The 21,151-nt window shown below is 65.3% G+C and carries 19 protein-coding genes; 1 reads left to right on the top strand and 18 read right to left on the bottom strand.

Annotated elements, in window-relative coordinates:
- Position 1 precedes the first annotated feature (1 nt).
- From ACK2VC_RS08175 to ettA, 6 genes are all read right to left on the bottom strand, one after another.
- Positions 2-766, bottom strand: coding sequence for a phytanoyl-CoA dioxygenase family protein (locus ACK2VC_RS08175; RefSeq protein ID WP_486733093.1), 765 nt, complete (start codon positions 764-766; stop codon positions 2-4).
- A 74-nt stretch (positions 767-840) separates the two neighbouring features.
- A complete protein-coding gene (locus ACK2VC_RS08170; protein WP_486733092.1) occupies positions 841-1,290 on the bottom strand; it encodes a hypothetical protein in 450 nt (149 codons plus the stop codon).
- Between the two features lie 198 nt (positions 1,291-1,488).
- Positions 1,489-2,625 carry an MFS transporter gene (locus ACK2VC_RS08165; RefSeq protein WP_486733091.1) on the bottom strand — a complete coding sequence of 379 codons (1,137 nt, stop codon included), beginning with the start codon at positions 2,623-2,625 and terminating at the stop codon, positions 1,489-1,491.
- 136 nt (positions 2,626-2,761) lie between these two features.
- A complete protein-coding gene (locus ACK2VC_RS08160) occupies positions 2,762-3,106 on the bottom strand; it encodes a DUF805 domain-containing protein (protein ID WP_486733090.1) in 345 nt (114 codons plus the stop codon).
- A 117-nt stretch (positions 3,107-3,223) separates the two neighbouring features.
- Complete coding sequence (locus ACK2VC_RS08155) at positions 3,224-4,057, bottom strand: Rossmann-like and DUF2520 domain-containing protein (RefSeq protein WP_486733089.1); 834 nt, start codon at positions 4,055-4,057, stop codon at positions 3,224-3,226.
- Between the two features lie 613 nt (positions 4,058-4,670).
- Positions 4,671-6,338 carry an energy-dependent translational throttle protein EttA gene (ettA, locus tag ACK2VC_RS08150; protein WP_486733088.1) on the bottom strand — a complete coding sequence of 556 codons (1,668 nt, stop codon included), beginning with the start codon at positions 6,336-6,338 and terminating at the stop codon, positions 4,671-4,673.
- Between the two features lie 177 nt (positions 6,339-6,515).
- Here ettA and ACK2VC_RS08145 point away from each other — a divergent pair, with 177 nt between their 5' ends.
- A complete protein-coding gene (locus ACK2VC_RS08145) occupies positions 6,516-8,390 on the top strand; it encodes a potassium transporter Kup (protein ID WP_486733087.1) in 1,875 nt (624 codons plus the stop codon).
- 10 nt (positions 8,391-8,400) lie between these two features.
- On the opposite strand, the gene rarD is transcribed toward ACK2VC_RS08145, so the two are convergent.
- From rarD to ACK2VC_RS08085, 12 genes are all read right to left on the bottom strand, one after another.
- Positions 8,401-9,297 carry an EamA family transporter RarD gene (gene rarD, locus ACK2VC_RS08140; RefSeq protein WP_486733086.1) on the bottom strand — a complete coding sequence of 299 codons (897 nt, stop codon included), beginning with the start codon at positions 9,295-9,297 and terminating at the stop codon, positions 8,401-8,403.
- Positions 9,298-9,494: 197 nt separating this feature from the next.
- On the bottom strand, positions 9,495-10,532 hold the full coding sequence (locus ACK2VC_RS08135) for a GGDEF domain-containing protein (protein ID WP_486733200.1): 1,038 nt from the start codon (positions 10,530-10,532) through the stop codon (positions 9,495-9,497).
- Between the two features lie 344 nt (positions 10,533-10,876).
- Positions 10,877-11,983, bottom strand: a complete 1,107-nt coding sequence (locus tag ACK2VC_RS08130; RefSeq protein ID WP_486733085.1) for a S66 peptidase family protein — start codon at positions 11,981-11,983, stop codon at positions 10,877-10,879.
- Positions 11,984-12,020: 37 nt separating this feature from the next.
- Positions 12,021-12,431 (bottom strand): large conductance mechanosensitive channel protein MscL, encoded by a 411-nt coding sequence (gene mscL, locus ACK2VC_RS08125; protein WP_486733084.1) that lies wholly within the window; start codon positions 12,429-12,431, stop codon positions 12,021-12,023.
- A 200-nt stretch (positions 12,432-12,631) separates the two neighbouring features.
- Positions 12,632-14,149, bottom strand: a complete 1,518-nt coding sequence (locus tag ACK2VC_RS08120) for an efflux transporter outer membrane subunit (RefSeq protein WP_486733082.1) — start codon at positions 14,147-14,149, stop codon at positions 12,632-12,634.
- Positions 14,149-14,352, bottom strand: coding sequence for a YgaP family membrane protein (locus ACK2VC_RS08115; RefSeq protein WP_486733081.1), 204 nt, complete (start codon positions 14,350-14,352; stop codon positions 14,149-14,151). The genes ACK2VC_RS08120 and ACK2VC_RS08115 overlap by 1 nt, the downstream gene beginning before the upstream one ends.
- A gap of 53 nt (positions 14,353-14,405) precedes the next feature.
- Positions 14,406-15,116: an ABC transporter ATP-binding protein gene (locus ACK2VC_RS08110; RefSeq protein ID WP_486733199.1), complete on the bottom strand. Its 711-nt coding sequence runs from the start codon at positions 15,114-15,116 to the stop codon at positions 14,406-14,408.
- A gap of 1 nt (position 15,117) precedes the next feature.
- On the bottom strand, positions 15,118-16,320 hold the full coding sequence (locus ACK2VC_RS08105; RefSeq protein ID WP_486733080.1) for an ABC transporter permease: 1,203 nt from the start codon (positions 16,318-16,320) through the stop codon (positions 15,118-15,120).
- On the bottom strand, positions 16,317-17,468 hold the full coding sequence (locus ACK2VC_RS08100; RefSeq protein WP_486733079.1) for an efflux RND transporter periplasmic adaptor subunit: 1,152 nt from the start codon (positions 17,466-17,468) through the stop codon (positions 16,317-16,319). Before ACK2VC_RS08100 ends, ACK2VC_RS08105 begins: the two co-directional genes overlap by 4 nt.
- Positions 17,465-18,073 (bottom strand): TetR/AcrR family transcriptional regulator, encoded by a 609-nt coding sequence (locus ACK2VC_RS08095; protein WP_486733078.1) that lies wholly within the window; start codon positions 18,071-18,073, stop codon positions 17,465-17,467. The genes ACK2VC_RS08100 and ACK2VC_RS08095 overlap by 4 nt, the downstream gene beginning before the upstream one ends.
- A 403-nt stretch (positions 18,074-18,476) precedes the next feature.
- Positions 18,477-20,624 carry a xanthine dehydrogenase family protein molybdopterin-binding subunit gene (locus ACK2VC_RS08090; protein WP_486733077.1) on the bottom strand — a complete coding sequence of 716 codons (2,148 nt, stop codon included), beginning with the start codon at positions 20,622-20,624 and terminating at the stop codon, positions 18,477-18,479.
- Positions 20,621-21,097 (bottom strand): (2Fe-2S)-binding protein, encoded by a 477-nt coding sequence (locus ACK2VC_RS08085; protein ID WP_486733076.1) that lies wholly within the window; start codon positions 21,095-21,097, stop codon positions 20,621-20,623. Before ACK2VC_RS08085 ends, ACK2VC_RS08090 begins: the two co-directional genes overlap by 4 nt.
- Positions 21,098-21,151: the final 54 nt, after the last annotated feature.

Genomic DNA, 21,151 nt, shown 5'->3' with positions numbered 1-21,151 from the left:
CTCAGTCGAAACAGACCTCGCCGGCCGCCGCCGATCGGCTGCCGGCAAGCGGCGGATTGCCGGCGCCGCGATACGCGAACACCAGCGACAGCTTGACGGCGTCGCTGTCGTTCCTGCCGGCGGCGTGGAACAGGCCACTGTGAAAAAACACGACGTCGCCCGCCTGCAGTTCCGGCGCTACGTGGTGCGCAAACATAGCCTGGTTGGTTGCCAGTTCGGGGCGCAGGAAATCCAGCTCGTCCAACTGTTCGCGGCGGATCTGCAGCCGGTGCGAGCCGGGAATGAACTTCAGGCCGCCGTTGGCCGCCTGTTCCGGCCCCAGCGCCAGCCACACCGAGATCAGTTCCGAGCGTGCGAACGACCAGTAGCGGATGTCCCGGTGCCAGCCGGTGGCGGTACCGAAAGCCGGATGCTTGGTCATCACGCAGTTGTGATGCGCCAGCGTCAGGCAAGGCGTCTCGCCCAATAATTGACGCACCGCGCCGACCAGCGCCGGGTCGCCGCCCCAGGCCCTGAAACACTCATGTCGTTGCCAGGCCTGGCCAAGGCGGCGCACGGTGCGCCCGCCCGGAGCGTCGAGCGAGGCCGGGGCGCCGGCATAACCGAGCTCCGCCTCATATTCCAGCGGTGGTTCGGCTGCGTGCAACTGTTCGGTCGCGACCGAGTGTAGCGCGGCGCAGCGTTCAGCCGTCGCCATGCCGCGCAGGATCAAAAACCCGTCGCGGATAAATTGCTCGATTTGCGATGCTGTCAGCGCGCCGGCCATGGCGAAACTTTCCCGTTGTTCAGACAGCCGCTAGGATAAACCCGAACCGGGCCGGCGCGCCGCCGGCATCGCCATCAATTGCGATGGCCGTGCGGTCCGCGATCGTGGTCGTGGTGCCGGTCGTGGCGCCAGTCATCGCGTTCCTTGTGCTTGCGGTGCTTCTCGCGCCAGGGGCGGCCATAAGTCCGTTCCACGTACACATGCTCGGCATATGGCCGGCTGGAATGCAGCATCACCGGCACGCCGCCGGACACCGCATAGCCGCGGTACTGCGCCGGCAGGTTGACGCCGAACTGCCAGTTGCCGCCATTCATCCAGAACCACATGTTGTTGGCGGGAGCGAAATATACCTGCTGCGCCGGGTAATACACGTAACGGTATTCCCGCACTTGCTTGGCGCGGTGACCATGGGCCGGCGCCCACGGCGGCGGCTCGGCATGGGTCGGGACAACTGCCGCCGCACCTACCAGGGCGAGCGCGGCGAGCAGCAAACGGCGCGGATGGGAAGGATTGCTCTGGGCCATATGGATTCTCCTGAAATTCTGCGCCGGGCAGTTTCGTCCGGCGACAATCGGTACTTCCATCATGCACCGGATGCGCCGCCGATGCTGTAAGGCATCGTTCCCCGATGTAACAGCACTAGGATAAATTCGAATCGATTCAAATGCTTGGGCAAAACGCGGTTACATTTACTTGCATCAATCCAGCCCGGCCGGGATCGGTCATGCCAGCAAGCGGCTGCGGCTGGCCGCCGCCGCCACCACCAGGCTGAGCAAGCCGACGAAGGCCAGCGCCGCCTGCAAGCCGAAGCTGTGCGCCAGAAAGCCGATCCAGGGCGGGCCGATCAGGCCGCCGCTGTAGCTCATGGTGGCGACTCCGGCCAGCGCCAGCGCCCCATGGCGGCCGGCGGCGCTGAATACGAATGGAAATACTGCGGCGACGCCGGCGCCGGCCAGCGCAAAGCCCAGCAGGTTCAGGCCGAGCACCGGTGACAGCAGCGCCAGGAAGACGCCGACGGCTGCCAGCAGCGAACCGTGCACCACCACGCGGCGCGCGCTGAAGCGGTCTTTCAGCCGGTCGGCGCGCAGCCGCGCCAGCAGCATGGTGCCGGTGAAGGCGGCGAAAGCCAGTGGCGCGACGCCGTCGCCAACGCCCAGATGGTCTTTCAGGAACAGGCCGCTCCACTCGGCAATCGCGCCCTCCGTGATGGAGCCGCAAAAACCGATGATGCCGAGCGCCAGCAGCGGCCCGTGCGGCAGGTGCAGCCAGTGGCCGGCGGTAGCGGCGGCAATCACCGGCGCCCGGTCATCGGGCAGCACGCGCCAGGCCAGCCACAGCGGCGGCGCCAGCAGCAGCGCGACCAGGCTGAAATGCATCAGCGGCGCCACCCCAAATGCCGCCAGCAGGCTCGCCAGCAATGCGCCGGACAACGTACCGACGCAGAACCAGGCGTGCAGCAAGGACATGATCGAACGCCCGGCGGCTTTTTCGGCAGCGGCGCCCAGGCCGTTGATGGCGACATCGAAACAACTGGACGCCGCGCCCAGCGCGAACATCAGTGCCGCCAGTTCCGCCATGCGCGGCGCCAGTGCCAGGCACGGTAGCACCAGCAGCAACGCCAGGCCGGCGCGCCAGGCGGCGCCGCGCGCGCCGTAATGCGCCACCAGCCATGCGGCCAGCGGAAACGAGGCGACCGCGCCGATGCCGCCGCCCAGCAGCACCAGCCCGAGTTGCGCCGGCCCCAGGGCGAGCGCATCGCGCAGAGCCGGGATGCGCGCGGCCCAGCTGGCGTAGGCCAGGCCCAGCAGCAGGAACAGCGTCGGCAACGCGGCGCTTTGCAAACGCTGGCGCGAAATCATAGGCGATTGGTGGGAGGGGTGAGCGGGAACGGACGAAGTGCGGCGAACGCCGGGATGGCTGCGGCCTGAAACAGTAACGGCGGTGGCGCTGGCCGACGCCGCATCGCTTGCGGGCCGCGTCGGCACGGCCGCCGGACTACGCTGCCGGCTCCAGCGAAGGCGCGGCGCCGAAGCGATTCGGCTCCTTTGGTTCCTGTACCAGGAAAACCAGCAGCACCAGCCAGCCGAGCAGAGGGATCAGCCAGATCAACTGCAGCCAGCCGCTGCGGTTGGTGTCGTGCAGCCGGCGCGTCGCCACTGCGATCGATGGCAGCAGCGTCGCCAATGCAAACAATCCCGACAACTTGTCGTCGAGCATCGACAAGCCCAGGCTGGCCAGCACGATAAACAGCGTATACCACCAATATTCCGAGCGCGAGGCGCGGCCGTTGAAGTCGGCGTACTTGGTAAAGCAGGTTTTCACCGCATCTGCAAATGTCATGTCCTATCCCCCTGTTATTGTTGATGGAACGAACCCCATGCCAAGCCGTCCGGGCCGGATGGTTGCTGAACGTTACCCGAGATGAGAGGGAACACGCAACCAGTGCCACCCTGGTCGCTATGTCTTGCCGACGACCAGTTCAGCCGCCAGTTGCGACAGGACGCGGTAGGTATCGGAGACGTTGGCGCCAGCTTGCCGGGTCGCCTCGATTTCCTGCCGTACCGTGGCCATGTCGCCGCGTGCGACCGGGCCGGTCAGTGCGCTACTGGTGCTGCCGGCATCGAGGTTGGCCAGCGTGCCGTCGATCAGCGGCCGTAACGCCTGCCATGCGGTCGCGCGCGGCATCCCGGCTTGTTCCATGCAGCGTAGCGCTGCTTCCATCAGCGCCACCAGATGGTTGCAAGCCAGCACCGCGCCGGCGTGGTACAGCAGCTTGCGCTCCGGATCGATCTTGAAACAGCGGCCGCCGATCGCCTCGAACAAGGGCGTAATGAGCGCCAGCGCCACGGCGTCACCCTCGCAGGCGCAATGGGTGCCGGCGAAATCGCGGATCGCCCGCTCGGGCGCGGCAAACGATTTCAGGGGATGTATGCTGGCGATCGCCGCGCCACGCGAGCTCAAGGGCGCCAGCAGCGCGCTGGACAGGGCGCCGCTGCAATGAAACACGACATCGCCGGCGGCGATCGCGCCGCTGGCCGCCAGCGTTTCCGCAAGCGCGGCGAGCGCGTCGTCTGGCACGGCCAGCAGAGTTAAGCGGGCCGGCGTGAGGGCCTGCCAGTCGCAGGCCTGGCCGCTGCCGATGAAATCCCGCGCGGCTGCGGCGGATGACGGCGCGCGGCCCAGTATGCTCTTTAGCGTGACCAGCCCGGCATCGTGCCAGAGCCGGGCCAGGGTCTGGCCGAGGCGGCCGGGGCCGATCAGGTTGAAGGTGGGCGGCGGGATGGTTGGCAAGCAGGGCGCTCCGTTCGGGACCCCGCACCGTGCGACTCCAGTGCGACACAAACTGTTTGCGGGGCTGCGCTATTGTAGGGCAGGCGCGACGTGGCCGGAGAATGCAATTGCGGCGCTACTCGCCAACAAAACGGGTTGCGCCGCAATGCACCGGTCAGGCGCCCCAACCCCACAGCGCTGCATGGCAAACGTCAAATACGCGGCCGGCTTCAATCGCCGTAATAAGTATCCCCGGGTTGGAGCGGCCGCGGATATTGACCTGTGCTGCTGGCGGAGCTTCCGCTCATGCTGCTGCCGCCGCTGCTATCGCCCATCGAATCCATGCCGGCGCAGGCGGATACCAGTATTGCGGCAAGAACGATTGAAATATATCTCATGGTGCACCTTCGGTAAAAGATAGTCACGGGAAACATCTCCCCTGCCCCCTTTAGCTCAGTGTAGCGCCTGCTTTGGCAAAAAATAGGGGCAATTGATGCGCCGCACCCAGAGTTGAGCCGAGTCAAAAAGCCGGCGGGAAAGGAGGGTTCGATGGAATCAAACGCATCGCCCGTGGTCACCTTGGCGGCCGCTTGCAGACAAGCCGGCCGCGCCGCATGCTGCCGCAAGCGCGCCGTCAGCGCGTGATCGGCTTGTAGCGGATACGCTTGGGTTTGGCGCCTTCCTCGCCCAGGCGCTTCTTCTTGTCGGCTTCGTATTCCTGATAGTTGCCGTCAAAGAAGGTCCATTTCGAATCGCCTTCGCACGCCAGGATGTGGGTGGCAATGCGGTCCAGGAACCAGCGATCGTGGGAAATCACCAGCACGCTGCCGGCGAATTCCAGCAAGGCGTCTTCCAGCGCGCGCAGGGTTTCGACGTCGAGGTCGTTCGACGGCTCGTCCAAGAGCAGCACGTTGCCGCCCTGCAGCAGGGTCTTGGCCAGATGCAGCCGGCCGCGTTCGCCGCCGGACAGGTTGCCGACGATCTTTTGCTGGTCGCCGCCCTTGAAGTTGAAGCGGCCCAGATAGGCGCGCGACGGCATTTCGAAGCGGCCGACGCTCAGGATGTCGGCGCCGTTGGCGACGTCCTCGAACACGGTTTTCTTGTTTTCCAGTTGCTCGCGCGACTGGTCGACCAGCGACAGGCGCACGGTCGGCCCCTTCGCCACTTCGCCGCTGTCCGGCTGTTCGCTGCCGGCGATCATCTTGAACAGCGTCGACTTGCCGGCGCCGTTGGGGCCGATGATGCCGACGATGGCGCCGGCCGGGATCTTGAACGAGAGGTTGTCGATCAGCAGGCGCTCGCCGAAGGCCTTGCTGACGTTCTTGAATTCGATCACTTCATTGCCGAGGCGCTCGGCCACCGGGATGAAGATTTCCTGGGTTTCGTTGCGCTTCTGGTATTCGTGTTCCGACAGTTCGTTGAAGCGGGCCAGCCGTGCCTTGCTCTTGGCCTGGCGGCCTTTCGGATTCTGCCGCACCCATTCGAGCTCTTTCGCAATCGTCTTCTGGCGCGCCGATTCGCTCGATTCTTCCTGCTTCAGGCGTGCTTCCTTCTGTTCCAGCCAGGAGCTGTAATTGCCTTTCCAGGGGATGCCATGGCCGCGGTCGAGTTCCAGGATCCATTCGGCGGCGTTGTCGAGGAAGTAGCGGTCGTGGGTGATGCCGACCACGGTGCCGGGGAAGCGCAGCAGGAATTGCTCCAGCCATTCGACCGATTCGGCGTCGAGGTGGTTGGTCGGCTCGTCCAGGAGCAGCATGTCGGGCTTCGAGAGTAAGAGACGGCAGAGCGCGACGCGGCGCTTCTCGCCGCCGGACAAGACGCCGATCTTGGCGTCCCAGGACGGCAGGCGCAGCGCGTCGGCCGCCATCTCCAGCTGCAGGTTGACGTTGTTGCCGTCGCTTGCTGCGATGATCGCTTCCAGCCGCGCCTGCTCGGCGGCCAGGGCGTCGAAGTCGGCGTCTTCGTCAGCATAGGCCGCGTACACCGCATCCAGCTTGGCTTGCGCCTCGAACACTTCGCCCAGGCCGGATTCGACCACCTGGCGCACGGTCTGCTCGGGATCGAGCTGCGGCTCCTGCGGCAGGTAGCCGATGTTCAAGCCCGGCATCGGCCGCGCTTCGCCCAGGATGTCGGTATCGATGCCGGCCATGATCTTCAAGAGCGTCGATTTGCCGGAGCCGTTCAGGCCCAGCACACCGATCTTGGCGCCGGGGAAAAACGAGAGCGAAATGTCCTTCAGGATCTGCCGCTTCGGCGGCACGATCTTGCCGACGCGGTTCATGGTGTAGACGTAATTGGCCATAGGAATGTAAGGAATGAGGCTGATGACAAAGGAGGCCAAGGATAACCGATGGCGCGCGTTCGGGGGCGGCCATCGCGCCGGCCGGCGCTTGATGCCGGTCTTGGCATGGTGCAAATGCTCTTGCGTTTCCCGGTCGGCTGCCTTAGCTTGCAATAACGTTAACAAATTCACCCAATCGTGCCTACCGAACATAAAAAAAGCGGACTGGCCGCCTTGACGCTGGCCGCGATCGGCATCGTCTATGGCGATATCGGCACCAGCCCGCTGTACACGATGAAGGAAGTGTTCTCGCCGGAACACGGGCTGGCCTTCACCCCGGCCAATCTGCTGGGCGTGGTGTCGCTGATCGTATGGGGTCTGACCATCATCGTCTCGCTCAAGTACGTGACGCTGATCCTGCGCGCCGACAACCGCGGCGAGGGCGGCATCATGGCCTTGACCGCGCTGGCGCTGACGTCGGTCGGCAGGCGCTCGCGCGCCTACTTGCCGCTGATGCTGATGGGGCTGGCTGGCGCCACTCTGTTTTACGGCGACAGCGTGATCACGCCGGCGATTTCGGTGCTGTCGGCGATCGAGGGCCTGGAGATCGCGACCCCGGCCTTCACGCCGTACGTGGTGCCGCTGACGGTGGCGGTGCTGATCGCGCTATACAGCCTGCAGGCGCGCGGCACGGCCGGCATCGGCACATGGTTCGGGCCGGTGATGACGCTGTGGTTCGCCAGCCTGGCCGCGATGGGCCTGGTCAATATCTGGCAGGCGCCGCAGGTGCTGGCGGCCCTGAATCCGTGGCACGCGCTGCAGTTCCTGTATCAGAACCGGCTGCTGGCCTTCATCGCCTTGGGCGCGGTGGTGCTGGCCTTCACCGGCGCCGAGGCGCTGTATGCCGACGTCGGCCACTTCGGGCCGAAGCCGATCCGCATGGCCTGGTTCCTGATCGCGTTTCCGGCGCTGGCCTTGAATTATCTCGGTCAGGGCGCGCTCTTGCTCAGCAATCCGGCCGCCATCGGCAATCCGTTTTACCAGCAGTTGGGCGCATGGAGCATCTATCCGTTGGTGCTGCTGTCGACCGTGGCCACCGTGATCGCGTCGCAGGCGACGATTACCGGCACCTATTCGATGACCCGGCAGGCGATCGCGCTGGGATTTTTGCCGCGCATGCGCGTCGAGCACACCTCGGCTTCCGAGATTGGCCAGATCTACATGCCGCTGGTGAACTGGTTGCAGTTGGCGGCAGTGCTGCTGGCGGTGGTCGGCTTCGGCTCCTCGTCGCATCTGGCGGCCGCGTATGGCATCGCGGTCACTGCCACCATGCTGGTGACCACGCTCTTGACCTTCTTCGTGGTGCGTTATGGCTGGCGCTACAACTTGTTGCTGTGCGTGGCCGCGACCGGCTTTTTCCTGGTGATCGACCTCGCCTTTTTCTCCGCCAACCTGCTGAAGATCTTGCGCGGCGGCTGGTTCCCACTGTTGCTGGGGGCGGTGTTGTTCATCGTGATGCTGACCTGGAAGCGCGGCCGCCAGCTGGTGTCCGAAAATCTGCGCAAGGACGCCGTGCCGCTCGAGGCCTTCCTGCAATCGCTGTTCATCGCGCCGCCGGTGCGGGTGCCCGGCACCGCGATTTTCCTGCGCGGCGAGACCGACGGCGTGCCGCACGCGATGCTGCACAACCTGCTGCACAACAAGGTGCTGCATCAGCGGGTGGTGTTCCTGACCGTGCATATCCAGGAAGTCCCCTGGGTGCCGGACAGCGAACGCCTGCGCATTCGGCCGCTGGGCCACGAGTGCTACCAGTTCGACCTCGATTACGGCTTCAAGGACGAGCCAAACATCCCGCGGGCACTGGAACTGGCGCCGCCCAACTTGCAATTCGACACGATGGAGACTTCCTGGTTCATTGCCCGGCAGACGGTGTTGTCCAGTCCCGGCGAAGGCATGGCGCCCTGGCGCGAGCGGCTGTTCATTGCGATGTCGCGCAATGCGCGCGGCGCCGCCGATTACTATCGGGTGCCGCCGAATCGGGTGATCGAGCTGGGCACCCAGTTGACCATTTGAGCGCGGCGCCTCAGCTCTTGCTGGCGGCCATCGGTTCGCGCCGCCGGTAGCCGCGCCACAAGCCTTCGGCCGAGTACAGCACCAGTGCCGTCCAGATTGCCGCGAAACCGGCCATGCGCGCGGCGTCGAATGGTTCGTGATACAGCCAGACGCCGAGCAGGAATTGCAGCGTCGGGCTCAGGTATTGCAGCAGACCGAGCAACGATAATGGAATGCGGCGCGCGCCGGCGGCAAACAGCAGCAGCGGCACCGCGGTGATCGGTCCGGCCGCGATCAGCAGCCACTGCAGGTGGGCCGGTGCAGCGCTGAAGGAGTTGTGGCCGCTGGCAGACAGGTAGGTCAAGTAGCCGAGGGCGAACGGAAACAGCAGCAGCGCTTCCAGCGTCAACCCCTCCAGCGGCCCCAGCGCCGCCGTCTTGCGCAACAGGCCGTAGCCGCCGAAGCTGATCGCCAGCCCCAATCCGATCCAGGGCGGATGGCCGGCTTGCCAGGTCAGCCAGGCGACACCGGCCGCGGCCAGCGCCACCGCTGCCCATTGCGCCGGGCGCAGCCGTTCGTTCAACAGCATCATGCCAAGCAGGATATTCACCAGCGGATTGATGAAATAGCCGAGGCTGGCATCGACCACATGGCCGTTGTTGACGGCCCAGATGTACAGCAGCCAGTTGATGGCCAGCAGAATCGAGCTGAGCGCGAATCCGGCCAGCACCTTGGGCTGGCGCAGCAGCGGGCGCAGCCATGCCCATTGGCGGCGCACGGCCAGCACCGCCAGCACGAACGCCAGCGACCACAGCATGCGATGCATCAGGATTTCAAGTGGCGGGATCGCCTGCAGCGCCTTGAAGTACACCGGAAACAGGCCCCACATGATGTAGGCGAGGGCGGCGTAAAGCATGCCTGTGTGCATGACGAGTTGGTTTCAAAAGGAGCGCGTCCGGCTGCGGCAGGATGGCGTGACCTGGTTATGGGAATGGATTGCGGGCGGCCGGGATTCTCTCCGGTTTCGCTTGTCTCAGATTATACGAGGGTATGTTGCAAAGTGGAGCATTTTTTGGGCGTGACTGAGCCATCCTGAAGGGAGTATATAGGCTGGTGGAATTGGCTTCAAAAAAACTCGACGCTGTCGTTGGAGATCTGGGATTCCAGTTCGCCGCTCGCAACCAGTTCGTCGTAATGGCAAACCTGGTTGCGGCCGTGCGTCTTGGCGTAGTACAGCGCCTGGTCGGCGTGTCCCAGGATCACCACCGGGGTCTGCTGGGAAATGTTGGCAAAACCGATGCTGACCGTGACCTGGCCGACTTGCGGAAACGGGTAGTTTTCAACGTTTGAGCGGAAACGATCGAAGATGTTGCGGGCGTCGGCCAGCGTGGTGGAGCGCAACAGCACCACGAATTCCTCGCCGCCGAAGCGGAAGATGCGGTCTTGCGTGCGAAACGAGGTGCGCAGCAGGTTGGCAATCAGCAACAGCACCTCGTCGCCGTACAGGTGGCCGAAACGGTCGTTGACGCGCTTGAAGTGATCGATGTCGATCACCGCCAGCCACTGCTCCTTGTGTTCGGCATGCAGCCGTCGGTCCGGGCCATGGGTGGGCGGTACCTCCTTTTGGGCCGAGCACGACACCATGCGCGAAAAATTTTCATCGAAGGTCTTGCGGTTCAGGAGGCCGGTCAGGGAATCGCGCTCGCTGTAATCCAGCAGGCTCTGAAAATTGCGATAGACGCGCAGGATGCCTTCCATCATGTGGCGCGCCTCGCCCGACAGCGGCTCGGCGCTGCGAATTTCTAGGCAGCCGCTGATCTTGTCGTTGAGCCAGAGCGGCAGCCATACCAGGTGCGAGCCGTCGTCCGCGGTTTTTTCAACGCTGTGCTGATGCTGCTCGATGGCCGATAGCAACCAGGGGTAACTGGATAGCGGCTCGCCCGGCTGTTCAGCCTCCAGGTTCTCCTCGCTGCTGGCGATCCTGCCGTCCTGCAGCCAGACGCGTGGCCGGATATACAACTGGTCGCGGAACTTGAAAATCTCGAGGGTGCGCGCCTGCCTCGCACCAACCAGCTCGTGCAAGGCCGAAAGGACCGAGATGTCGAGCAGGTTATGGTCGCGATGACCGGTGATTTCGACCAGATGTTTGAGCAACGACTGCATCGCGCCCTTGTGCTCCTTGTTCAAGCTTGTGCCAAATCCACCGGGACCGGCTTGCAAAAGGCAAGCCTGCACGGCATCAGGTTGAAATATCGAGAGTTTCTCGCGCGGGAAGCTGGTCGGACGGAGATCGTTGGCGTTTCTGGAAAAGATCGCATGCCCAATCCACGAATCTTCGGCCGATAGGAAATTTATTCTTCTTTAATTTATTTTATATGAGCCGGCGCCGGCAAAAAGCGCAATACCTGTACTTGCCACTCATTTAACATTGTTTAACAACAACCGCTTAGTGTAATGCCGAAATCGATTTTTGTGTTGGTTTTATGGCAATGACGGAGGAGAATTGCTCAGCTGCCCTGCACCACGTCCTGTTCCAGCCGCAGACGCTGGCGGCCGGCATCCAGCCGCACCCGGGCGCCGATCGGCAGCGTCAGATTGGGGTCGCAATGGCCGCTGGGCCAGCCGGCCAGGATCGGGACCGCCAGCGGTTGCAGCAAGTCGCGCCAGACCTGACGCAGGCGTTCGTGGTTGGCGGCGTCGTGGTTGGCAGCGGCGCGCGGATCGTTGATCTCGGAAAAATCACCAATCAACACGCCCTTGAGTTGTGCCAGTTTGCCGGCCAGGCGCAGTTGCGTCAGCAGGCGGTCGATCTTTTGCGGAGTTTCGCCGACATCCTCGATAAACAGGATGGCGCCGTCCAGATCGATTTCATAGGGCGTGCCCAGGGTCGACCCGATCGTCGCCAGATTGCCGCCGAGCAGCCGGCCCTCGGCGGTGCCGTCGGCGATCGTTTCCAGCGCCGCTGCCGGCGCCGGCGCCAACCATTGGCCGGCGCGCCGCTGGCCCTGCAGCAGTTGCCACAGCGCCGCTTCGGTCGGCGCCTGCCTGCCGACCAGCAGATCGGATGCCAGCATCGGCCCGTGAAAGGTGACGAAGCCGGCGAAGCGCGTAATCGCCAGCAGCAACGCGGTAATGTCGCTGTAGCCGACAAACGGCTTCGGGCTGTCGCCGATCAGCTTGAAGTCGAGGCGGTCCAGCAAACGTGCGCTGCCATAGCCGCCGCGCAGACAAAAAATGGCGTCAACCGCGGGATCGGCGAACGCCGCGTGCAGATCGTCCAGGCGCGCGTTGTCGCTGCCGGCCAGGTAATCCGCGCTGCGCAGGCCGGCGCCCGGCAGCAGGCGAGGCACGAAACCGCGTGCGCGCAGCCAGGCGGCAGCGGCCTCCTGCTTGTCCACCGCCGGCGACGCCGGCGCCAATACGGCAATGGTGCCGCCGGCTTTCAACGGTGGTACCGCGGCGGCTTCCGGATAGGCGTTTGGTAGACCGGGCGCGGCCGCCGGCAATGCCCGGGCGGGAGTGACCGTCGGCAGCAGCGCCGCCGCCCCCAGTTGGCCGGAGCGGCGCAGGAAGTGGCGCCGGCTTCCTGGCGCGCGGTCCGTGCTTTTCTCCATCCTCGCCGCGCGAAGCGCCATCGGACTTGGATCTGCGTTACTTGCGCAGGCTGTCGCGAATTTCGCGTAGCAGCAGCACGTCTTCCGGCGTCGGCGCCGCTGCCGCAGCCGGTTCTTCTTTCTTCAGCCGGTTCATTTGCTTGACCATGATGAAGATGATGAATGCCAGGATCAGGAAATTGAGCGCGATCGTGACGAAATTGCCATAGGCCAGTACGGCGCCGGCTTTCTTGGCTTCCGCCAGCGTCGCCGCAGTCTGGCCGGAAAGCGGAATGAAGTAGTTGCTGAAATCGAGGCCGCCGAAGATCTTGCTGACGACCGGCATGATGACGTCGCCCACCAGCGAATCGACGATCTTGCCGAAGGCGCCGCCAATGATGACGCCGACCGCCAGATCCATCACATTGCCCTTCATCGCAAATTGCTTGAACTCGCTCATCATGCTCATGGTGTCTCCCGCGCAAGAGAAAGGAAAATTTCCAGATGTAGGCGGCTACTGCCGCCGCCACGTCGTAGCATTATGCTACGAGTGTCCATCTGGGCAACATCAATTTGGAAGCGTGACGTCGCTTGTTTCCCTGAGCAAACAAGATATTTTGGATCCAAGGGGCGCTGCTGACGGATTCTTTTTCCGTGGCGGACGCCGGATCAAGCGCCATCCGCCAGCCGCAGGCGCGCCTGCGGGGTCGCCCGCAGGCCGCCGCCCAGCGCCTGATACAGCCTAGCGCTGTCGGTCAGGCGCTGCGCCTGGCCCGCGATCAATTCGAACTGGGTTTGCTGCGTCTGTTGTTGCGCCAGCAGCAGTTGTACGTAGCTGCTGGCGCCGGCCTGGTATTGACGCTGCATCGATTGCAGCGCCTCCTGCGCCGAACGGTGGGCGGCGGCCAGCGCCGCCAGGCGCTCGGCGTTGTTTTCAACGGCGCGCAGGATGTCGGCCACACTGCGCAGTGATTCCAGCACCACCTCCTGATAATTCGCGGCGGCCGCCTCGAACCCCGCCAGCGCCGCGCGTTTTTCCGCCGGCAAGCCGGGATTGAACACGGGTTGCGTCAATTGCCCGGCCAGGCTCCAGATTGCGGAGCCGCCACCGAACAAGCCGCCGGTGGTGAGCGCCTGCGCGCCAAGGCTGGCGCTGAGGTTGATTTGCGGATAGAGCCGCGCGACAGCCACGCCGTATTCCGCATTGGCCGCCTGCAGCAGCGCTTCGGCGGCCTGGATGTCCGGACGGCTGCGCACCAGTTCAGACGGCACGATCAGCGGCAAATCGGTTGGCAGCGTGAAGTCGCTCAGAGTAAAGGACGGCTGCCCGGCCGTGCCCGGCGCCCGTCCGGCCAAGACCGCCAGCAGGTGCCCGCTCTGTTGCCACTGGGTGCGCAACAGCGGAATCGCGGCGCGCGTCTGCTCGGCTGCCGCGCGCAGCAGCCGCACCTCGTCGTCGGATGCGTGGCCCAAGCGCACGCGCTCGCCGGCGATCTGCAATTGTTCCAGTTGCAGTCCGAGCAGCTTTTCGGTGGCCTGGATTTGCGCCGCCAGCCTGGCCTGGGTAATGGCGCCGCCGGCGATGTTGGCTGCCAGCGTCAGTTGCGCGCCTTGCAGCCGGAAGCTCTGATAATCGGCGCGGGCGGCCAGCGCTTCCAGTGCGCGCCGGTTGCCGCCGGCCAGGTCCAGCCGGTGATGCACGCCGAGCGCGGCGTTGTACACATCGAATATGCGCACATCGCCTGCCTGCCCCAATGCGGCCGGATCAAGGCGCTGGCGTTGTCCACTGAGGCTGGCCTCGATTCCCGGATAGCGGGTGGCGCCGGCCTGCGCCGCGTACGTTTCCTGCGCCTGCACCAGTGTCGCTTGCGCCGCCGCCAGAGTCGGGCTGGTGCGCAGGGCCTGCCCGATCAGGCTGTCGAGCTGCGGCGAGCCGAGTTGGCGCCACCACTGGGAATCGACGGTGGCGCCTGGATGCAGTCGCTGTGCCTGGCCCAGCATGGTTGCTGCCGATGCGGTTTGCGGCGCCAGTGCGCCGCTGACATAGACGTTGGCGGCCGGCGCCGCCGGGCGCTGGAAATCGGGTCCGGCCGCGCAGCCCGCCAGCACGGCGGCGAGGGAAAACCCGGCCGCCCGCTTGCCGGCCAGGCGCAGGTGTCGCGCTGCCGAGTGCTTTGGCGGACGCATCACTCTTTCTGTTTCAACGGGCAAGTATCAAATCCGAACAGCCCGTATGCCGGACAACGCCCTGCCAGGCCGGTCAGCAGCGGCACGATCCCGATCAAGCCGAACCAGCGGGCGTTACCGTCGAGCAGAAACAGCAGGCTCAGCAGTCCGAGGCCAAGAATGACGCGGATGGTTCTATCGGTGCTTCCCACATTGATTTTCATGATTTCCCTCCTGGTTGACCAACGGTTGGTACGACGGGATAAGCTGCCGGCAATCATTCGAAGTCGCGTCCTTCGCCCGCTTCTTCATGCGTCTTGCCGTCGCGAATATGGTAAATCCGTTTGAAGGTCGGAATGATTTTTTCGTCATGGGTGACGACGATGATCGCGGTCTGATACTGCCGCGCCATCTGATTCAGAATCCGCATCACCGCCAGCGCGCGGGCACCATCCAGCGGGGCAGTCGGTTCGTCGGCCAGGATCACCGGCGGCCGGTTGACCAGCGCGCGCGCAATCGAGACCCGCTGTTGTTCGCCGCCCGAAAGTTGCGCCGGCATGCCTTGCGCGCGATGGGCCACATCCAGCGCTGCCAGTAACTCCAGCGCCCGCTGCCGCGCCGCGCCGTTGGCAACGCCGGCCAGCATCGGCAGCAGCGCGATGTTGTCGGTGACGTCGAGAAACGGAATCAGGTAGGGCGCCTGGAACACGAAGCCGATCTTGTCGCGCCGCAGCGCGCGCAAATCGGCAATCCGCCAGCCATCGTCGTAGATCACCTGCTGGCCCAGCCGCATGCGGCCGGCGCTCGGCTCGATCACGGCGCCCAGGCATTTGAGCAGCGTGCTCTTGCCGGAGCCGGACGGCCCGACCAGGCCGATCACCTCCCCCGGCGCCACCTGCAGGTTGACGTCCTTTAACGCATCGACCGCGGTATCGCCGCTGCCATAGCGCTTGCGCAGGCCTTCGATATGGATGCCGCCGCTCTGCATATCAGCCACCGATCGCCTCCGCCGGGTCCACCTTCAGTGCGGCGTAGATCGCGACACCGCTGGCCAGCACGCAGATCAGCATCACCGCCGCCAGTCCGCGCGCCGCGTCGCCCGGCTCCAGCAACACATATTTGGGAAAGATCGGGGCCCAGAAGGTGGCGGTGATCTTGCCCACCGCGAAACCGATCAAGCCGAGCGCGAGCGCTTGCTGCAGGATCAAGCCGGCGATCGTGCGGTTTCGGGTGCCGATCAGCTTCAGTACCGCGATCTCGCGAATCTTGCCCAGCGTCAGGGTGTAGATGATGAAGGCGACGATGGCGGCGCTGACGATCGCCAGGATCACCAGGAACATGCCGATCTGCCGCGCCGAGGTGGCAATCAGCTTGCCCATCAAAATCTGCTCCATCTGCGCCCGGTCATACACTTGCAGGCGCTTCCAGCGTCGGATCGGTTCGGCCACGTCCTGCGGCCGGTAGCCCGGCTCGATCTGCACCAGCACCGCGTTGACGAACGGGTTGCTGCTTTGCGACGCCACTACCGCGTCCAGCAAGCCCGGCACGCCGGCGCGGTTGAAGGCCGGATTGGCGGCGCTGCGGCGGCGCTGGGCCAGCACTGCATCGTTGTCTTTCAGGAACTGCGCTTCCTGCGCGTCTTTCAGCGGAATGAAGACCATCGGGTCGCCGCTGGAGGACACCATGCGCCGGGTCAGCCCCACCACCGTGTAGTGGTTGCGCCGGATCTGGATCCGGTCGCCGAGCCTGAAGCCGCTGGCGATATCGGCCACCGCTTCGTAATGGCTGCGCGTGATCTGCCGGCCGGCCACCAGGTAAGGCGGCCAGCCGGGCGTGCCCGGAGCGCCGGCGACGATGCCGCTGACCATGGCGCGCACGTCGCGCTCCCCCTGGCGCACCTGCATCGTCAGGTAGGTGACGTTGGCCGCGCGCGCCACTCCCGGCATGCCGCGAATACCGCGCCAGGCGTCGTCGTACAGGCTGGAGGGTTCGGCATACGGCCCCAAGGTGTCCTTTTGCACCACCCACAAGTCGGCGCCGCTGTTGTCGAGCAGCACCTTGGCGTCGTCCACCATGCCGCGATAGACGCCGGCCATGGTCAGGGTGACGCCGATCAGCAAGCCCAGGCCGACCCCGGTAAACACGAACTTGCCCCAGGCATGCAGGATGTCGCGCCCGGCCAGGCTGATCACGGCGTCGCCTTCACTAGCTGGTCCCGCACGTCGATCCGGCTGCGCGCAGTCAGCGCCCGTTCGCTGTAGGTCACCACGCGGTCGCCGGCGGCAATCCCATGCAGCACCTGCACCTGGCCTTCCAGGTTGGCGGCGCCCAGTTTGACCGGCGCCAGTTGCAGCGCGCCATCCGCCACCCGCCAGACGCCGAGCGTGCCGTTCACGCGCTGGATGCTGGCGTTTGGCACCAGCGGTGCGGCGGCCAGTTCGGGCAGCGAAACCGTGACTTCCGCCAGTTCGCCGATGGGCGGCAGCGGTTGCGGCAGGCTCTCGAATACCAGCTTGGCCAGGGTTTCCTCGGTCACCGCATCGGCCAGCGGCTCGATCCGCAACACGCGCGCCGCCAGGCGCTGGCCGTGGCGGGTGCGCAGCACGACCTGGGCCGGCAGGCCGGCCTGCAGTCCATGCGCGCCGATCTGGTCGAAGCGCGCGCTGATCCATAGGTGGTTCGGATCGATCAGCTCCACCACGGCCTGGCCGGCCACCACCGTGGTGCCTGGCTCGGCATTGCGTACCGTGACCAGCCCGTCGACCGGCGCGATCAGCCGCAAGTTGGCCCGTTGCGCCAACAGCCCCGCGTGTTCGGCGCGCACCCGTGCCAGCTCTTCGCGCGCGGCACCGAGTCCGGCTTCGGCGATCTGCAATTCCTGCTGTTTGGCGGCGGCGATTTCCTCGCTGGTCGAGCGCGCCGCCAGCAATTGCTGGTAACGCCGGGCCTGGGTTTGCGCATAGGCCTGGCGCACCTCGGCTTCGCGCAACTGCGCTTCCGAGCGCTGCAGCGCGGCGCCCTGGCCGCGCACGCGCTGATCCAGATCGACCGGGTCGATTTCTCCCAGCACTTGCCCGGCCTTGACCCGCTCGCCGACCTGCACATCAAGGCGGTTGACGCGGCCGGCGAAGGTCGGGCCGATCTTGTACGCATAGCGCGCCTCCACCGTGCCGATGCCAAACAGCGCGGGCGCCAGCGCCCGATTTTCGACCGTGGCCAGCGTGACCGCGACCGGCGCCATCGGCCCCGAGCGCAGCGCCACATAGACCAGCAACGCCAGCATCGGCAGCAGCACCGCTGCCAGCGCCAAGGTACGGCCTCGCAAACGCAGGCGCTTCATGCCGCACTCCCGATGCCGCGCCGGTAGATCGCGAAGGTGCCGGGTGCATCGCGGCGGATGCGGGCAACGTCGCCGGCCAGCAGCGACTGCATCACCAGCCCCTGGATCGAGCCGATGAACAGGGTGGCGGCGGCATTGCAGTCAAGCCCGGGGTTCAACTCGCCCTGGTCGATCCCGGCCGCCAGCCAGCGCTGCAAGCGTTCGCCATAGCGGCGAATCATCGTTTGCACCAACTGCTTGGCGACCGAATCCTCGGCGCGCTGCAGTTCGCCGAACAACAGGCGCGGCACACCCGGGTGTTGCACGACGAAATCGACGTGCGCCAGGAACATCGCTTCCAGCGCCGCCAGCGGCGTGGCGGCCTCCTTGGTGGCGGCGTCCAGGCGCCCCAGCAGATGCTCGGCCAGCCACTCCATCACCGCTTGCAGGATCGAGTCCTTGCTGAGGAAATGCCGGAACAGCGCGCCCTGGGTCAGGCCCATGCGGCTGGCAATCGCCGCCGTGGTGATGTCGCCAGGATTCTGTTCCGCCGCCAGTTCGACCACGGTGTCGACGATCACGGCGCGCCGTTCCTCGGCCGGCAAGTGTTTGCGTTGAGGCTGCATAAAAATATCGAAAGAAAGTAATCAATTACTATCTTAAGAAGAAAATTATGAGATGTCAAACAAGCCAATCAGGTCGAACCCAGGGTAAACAGCGTAACGGCTTGGACCGGGGCCGTGATCGGATCGATCGCCTGCTATTGGTGGACTCTCTTGTGAGCGAAGGCGCGGATATTGCGAATGACGCTGGCTGACCGTTCGCTGTGCGCGGCAATTTAAGCCTCCCGGCCAAGGGATTCGGGCTGTCTTGGCCGACTAATTTTCAGGATGGGCCGGGTTTCATCGGCCAGACAACGGCTCATCCCCGGTTGCCAATTGCATATGGCGAATCCGGCCGGCGCGATGTGTCCAAGCCGGCCCGGCATGGTTCCCGGACTTTGCTCGGGTTATTCCCGGAATCGTGGCTTCACTTTGTGGCGGCCATTGCGCTTGGGTTCTTCGCCGCGATTGCCTGGCGCACCCGCTCGGCCGTCATCGGCAACCGGAACAGGCGCGCGCCGCTGGCATCGAACACCGCGTTGGCAAGCGCCGCTCCGGTGGTCGTGATCGACGGTTCGCCGCCCCCCTGCGGCGCCAGGCTGTTGTTCCTGACCAGCACCGCCTCGATTCGAGGTACCCAGGAAAAACGCGGGATATCGTAGCTGTCGAAATTGCGGTCGAGAATCTCGCCGCCGCGAAAACGCAGTTCCTCGGCCAGGGCATAGCCGAGGCCCATCGTGACTCCGCCTTCGATCTGCATCCTCGCGCCGTCCGGATTGACGACGATCCCCATGTCCTGCGCACAGACCATCCGCAACACCTTCACCTTGCCGCTGTCGGCATCCACCTGCACCTCGGCCATGGTGGCGACGCAGGTGCCGGCGTCGATGCTGCACGCCAGCCCGACACCTCTTCCGCTCGGTGCGGCCGCCGCCGTCCAGCCAAACACCTCGGCTGCCGCCTGCAGGGTCTGGCGCATCCTGGCATCGCTCAGATGGCGCAGGCGGAAGGCGAGCGGATCGGCCGCCGCCGCCGACGCCATGAGGTCGATTTGCGATTCGCTGGCAAACACGTTCATGTTGGCGCCCGGCGCCCGCCACGGCCCAACCGCGAATGGATGAACGCTGGCCGCCGCGGCCGCGGGATCGTACGAAGTGCGGCCGGCCGAGCGAACCCGGACCGCCGGAATATCGTAAAGGGCGCCGGCGCCGCGCTCGCCGGCGGCGTAGACCGCATAGTCCCAAAGCGCGATGCTTCCGTCCCGGCCGAGGCCAGAGACGATCTGCACGACCGCAGCCGGATCGAAGGTGTCGTTGAAAAATTCCTCAGCGCGGCTCCAGGCCACCTGTACCGGCTTGCCGGTGATCTGCGCCAGCCGCGCCGCTTCGATCGCCTGGCCGTCGGCGCTCTTGCCGCCGAAGCCGCCACCGACAAACGGCGTGATGACCCGGACGTTCTTGGAGTCCAGCCGGAGCACCCGTGCGACCCGGTCCCGCGTCGGGAACGGGGTCTGGGTCGAGGCCCAGATAGTTGCCTTTCCATCCCTGATTTCCGCCAGCGCTGCGTGCGGCTCAAGCGCCGCGTGTGCCACGTAGCCTTTGTAATAGCTGGTTTCGAACAGCCGTGCTGCGCCCGCGCGCGCCGCTCCCAGATCGCCGCGATTCGTAACGTCCTTCGGCTCCCCCGCCTGCCTGACGATGTGCTCGAAGATGCTTTCGTGGTCGACCTTGGCTTCGGGCCGGCGCCAATCGGCCCGGATGCGCACGAGCGCCGCATCCGCCGCTTCCGGGTCGGTGTGCAGCACCGCGACCAAGTCGGCACGCTTGACCAGCATGACGCCCGCCAGCTTCTCGGCGCCGGAGGTGTCCAGCCGCGACAGGGCCGCGCCGTGGGTCGGCGGGCGCAGGATGCGCGCGTATAGCATGCCGGGGAGCTGGATGTCGGCCGCGTATTTCGCCGCCCCGGTCACTTTTTCCAGCGCATCGAGCCGCTTCGGCGAGCTGCCGATCACCCGGAATTCGGCGGCGGTCCGCAACACGGCATTTTGACCGACCCCGCGCGCGATGCGCGCTCCCTTCGAAAGTTCGCCGTAGCCGGCCTTCCGGCCCGGTTCGCCGTCGACCGACACGACACCGTCTTGAACCACCAGTTTTTCAACCGGAACGCCCAGCTTCTCGGCGGCCAGCGTCATCAGCACCGCGCGCGCTTCGGCGGCGGCCGCGCGCAGGGCCGGGCCGAACATGCGGGTGGTCAACGATCCGAACGTCCCCATGTCCCACGGACAGCGCTCGGTGTCGCCCAGCACCATGTCGAGCGAGGCCAACGCCACACCCAGTTCCTCGGCCACCATTTGCGCCTGCGACGTCAGGACGCCTTGGCCCATCTCGATCTTGCCGGAAAAAACGGTGACACGGCCGTTCTCGCCGATCACCAGATAGGCATTGAAATCTTCCGGATACAGCCGCCTGGCATCCTGCGCCAGGAGTGCCATCGGGCCCAGGCCGACGAACACTGCGATGCCGCCGCCGACCACCTTGAAGAAGCTGCGGCGGCTGATCCCCGCAGGGGCGCTCATGATTGACCTCCGGTTTGCCTGGAGGCCGATTCGATTGCCGCAACGATTCTTTGGTGCGCACCGCAGCGGCACAGATTGCGCTCCATGCGGGCGATGAGGGCATCGCGCGACGGTTTCGGATTTTCGCCCAGGAAGGCATGCGCATCCAGCAGCATGCCGGCCGTGCAGTAGCCGCATTGCAGCGCGCCGTGATCGATGAAGGCTTGCTGTAGCGGGTGCAGTTTTCCGCCGCGGGCAAGGCCCTCGATCGTGACGATTTCCCTGCCCGCAACGTTCTTCAGCGGAGTCTTGCACGAGCGTACCGCCTTGCCGCCGACGATCACGGTGCAGGCGCCGCAGATGCCTTCGCCGCAGCCGTATTTTGTGCCGGTCAGACCAAGATCGGTGCGCAGCGCCCACAGGAGCATGCGCTCGTCTTCGGTGTCCAATGTGACCGGCCGGCCGTTCAGGATAAATCGGATCGAGCTATTCATATACCCTCCCGGCGAAGGTAGAAGTCGGCGCCGAAGCGGCCTGCACACCGCATT

It is taken from the genome of Herbaspirillum sp. WTB6 (assembly GCF_057457785.1).
Note: the sequence above shows the minus strand (reverse complement) of the source record. Positions and strands in the feature narration are given on the sequence as shown.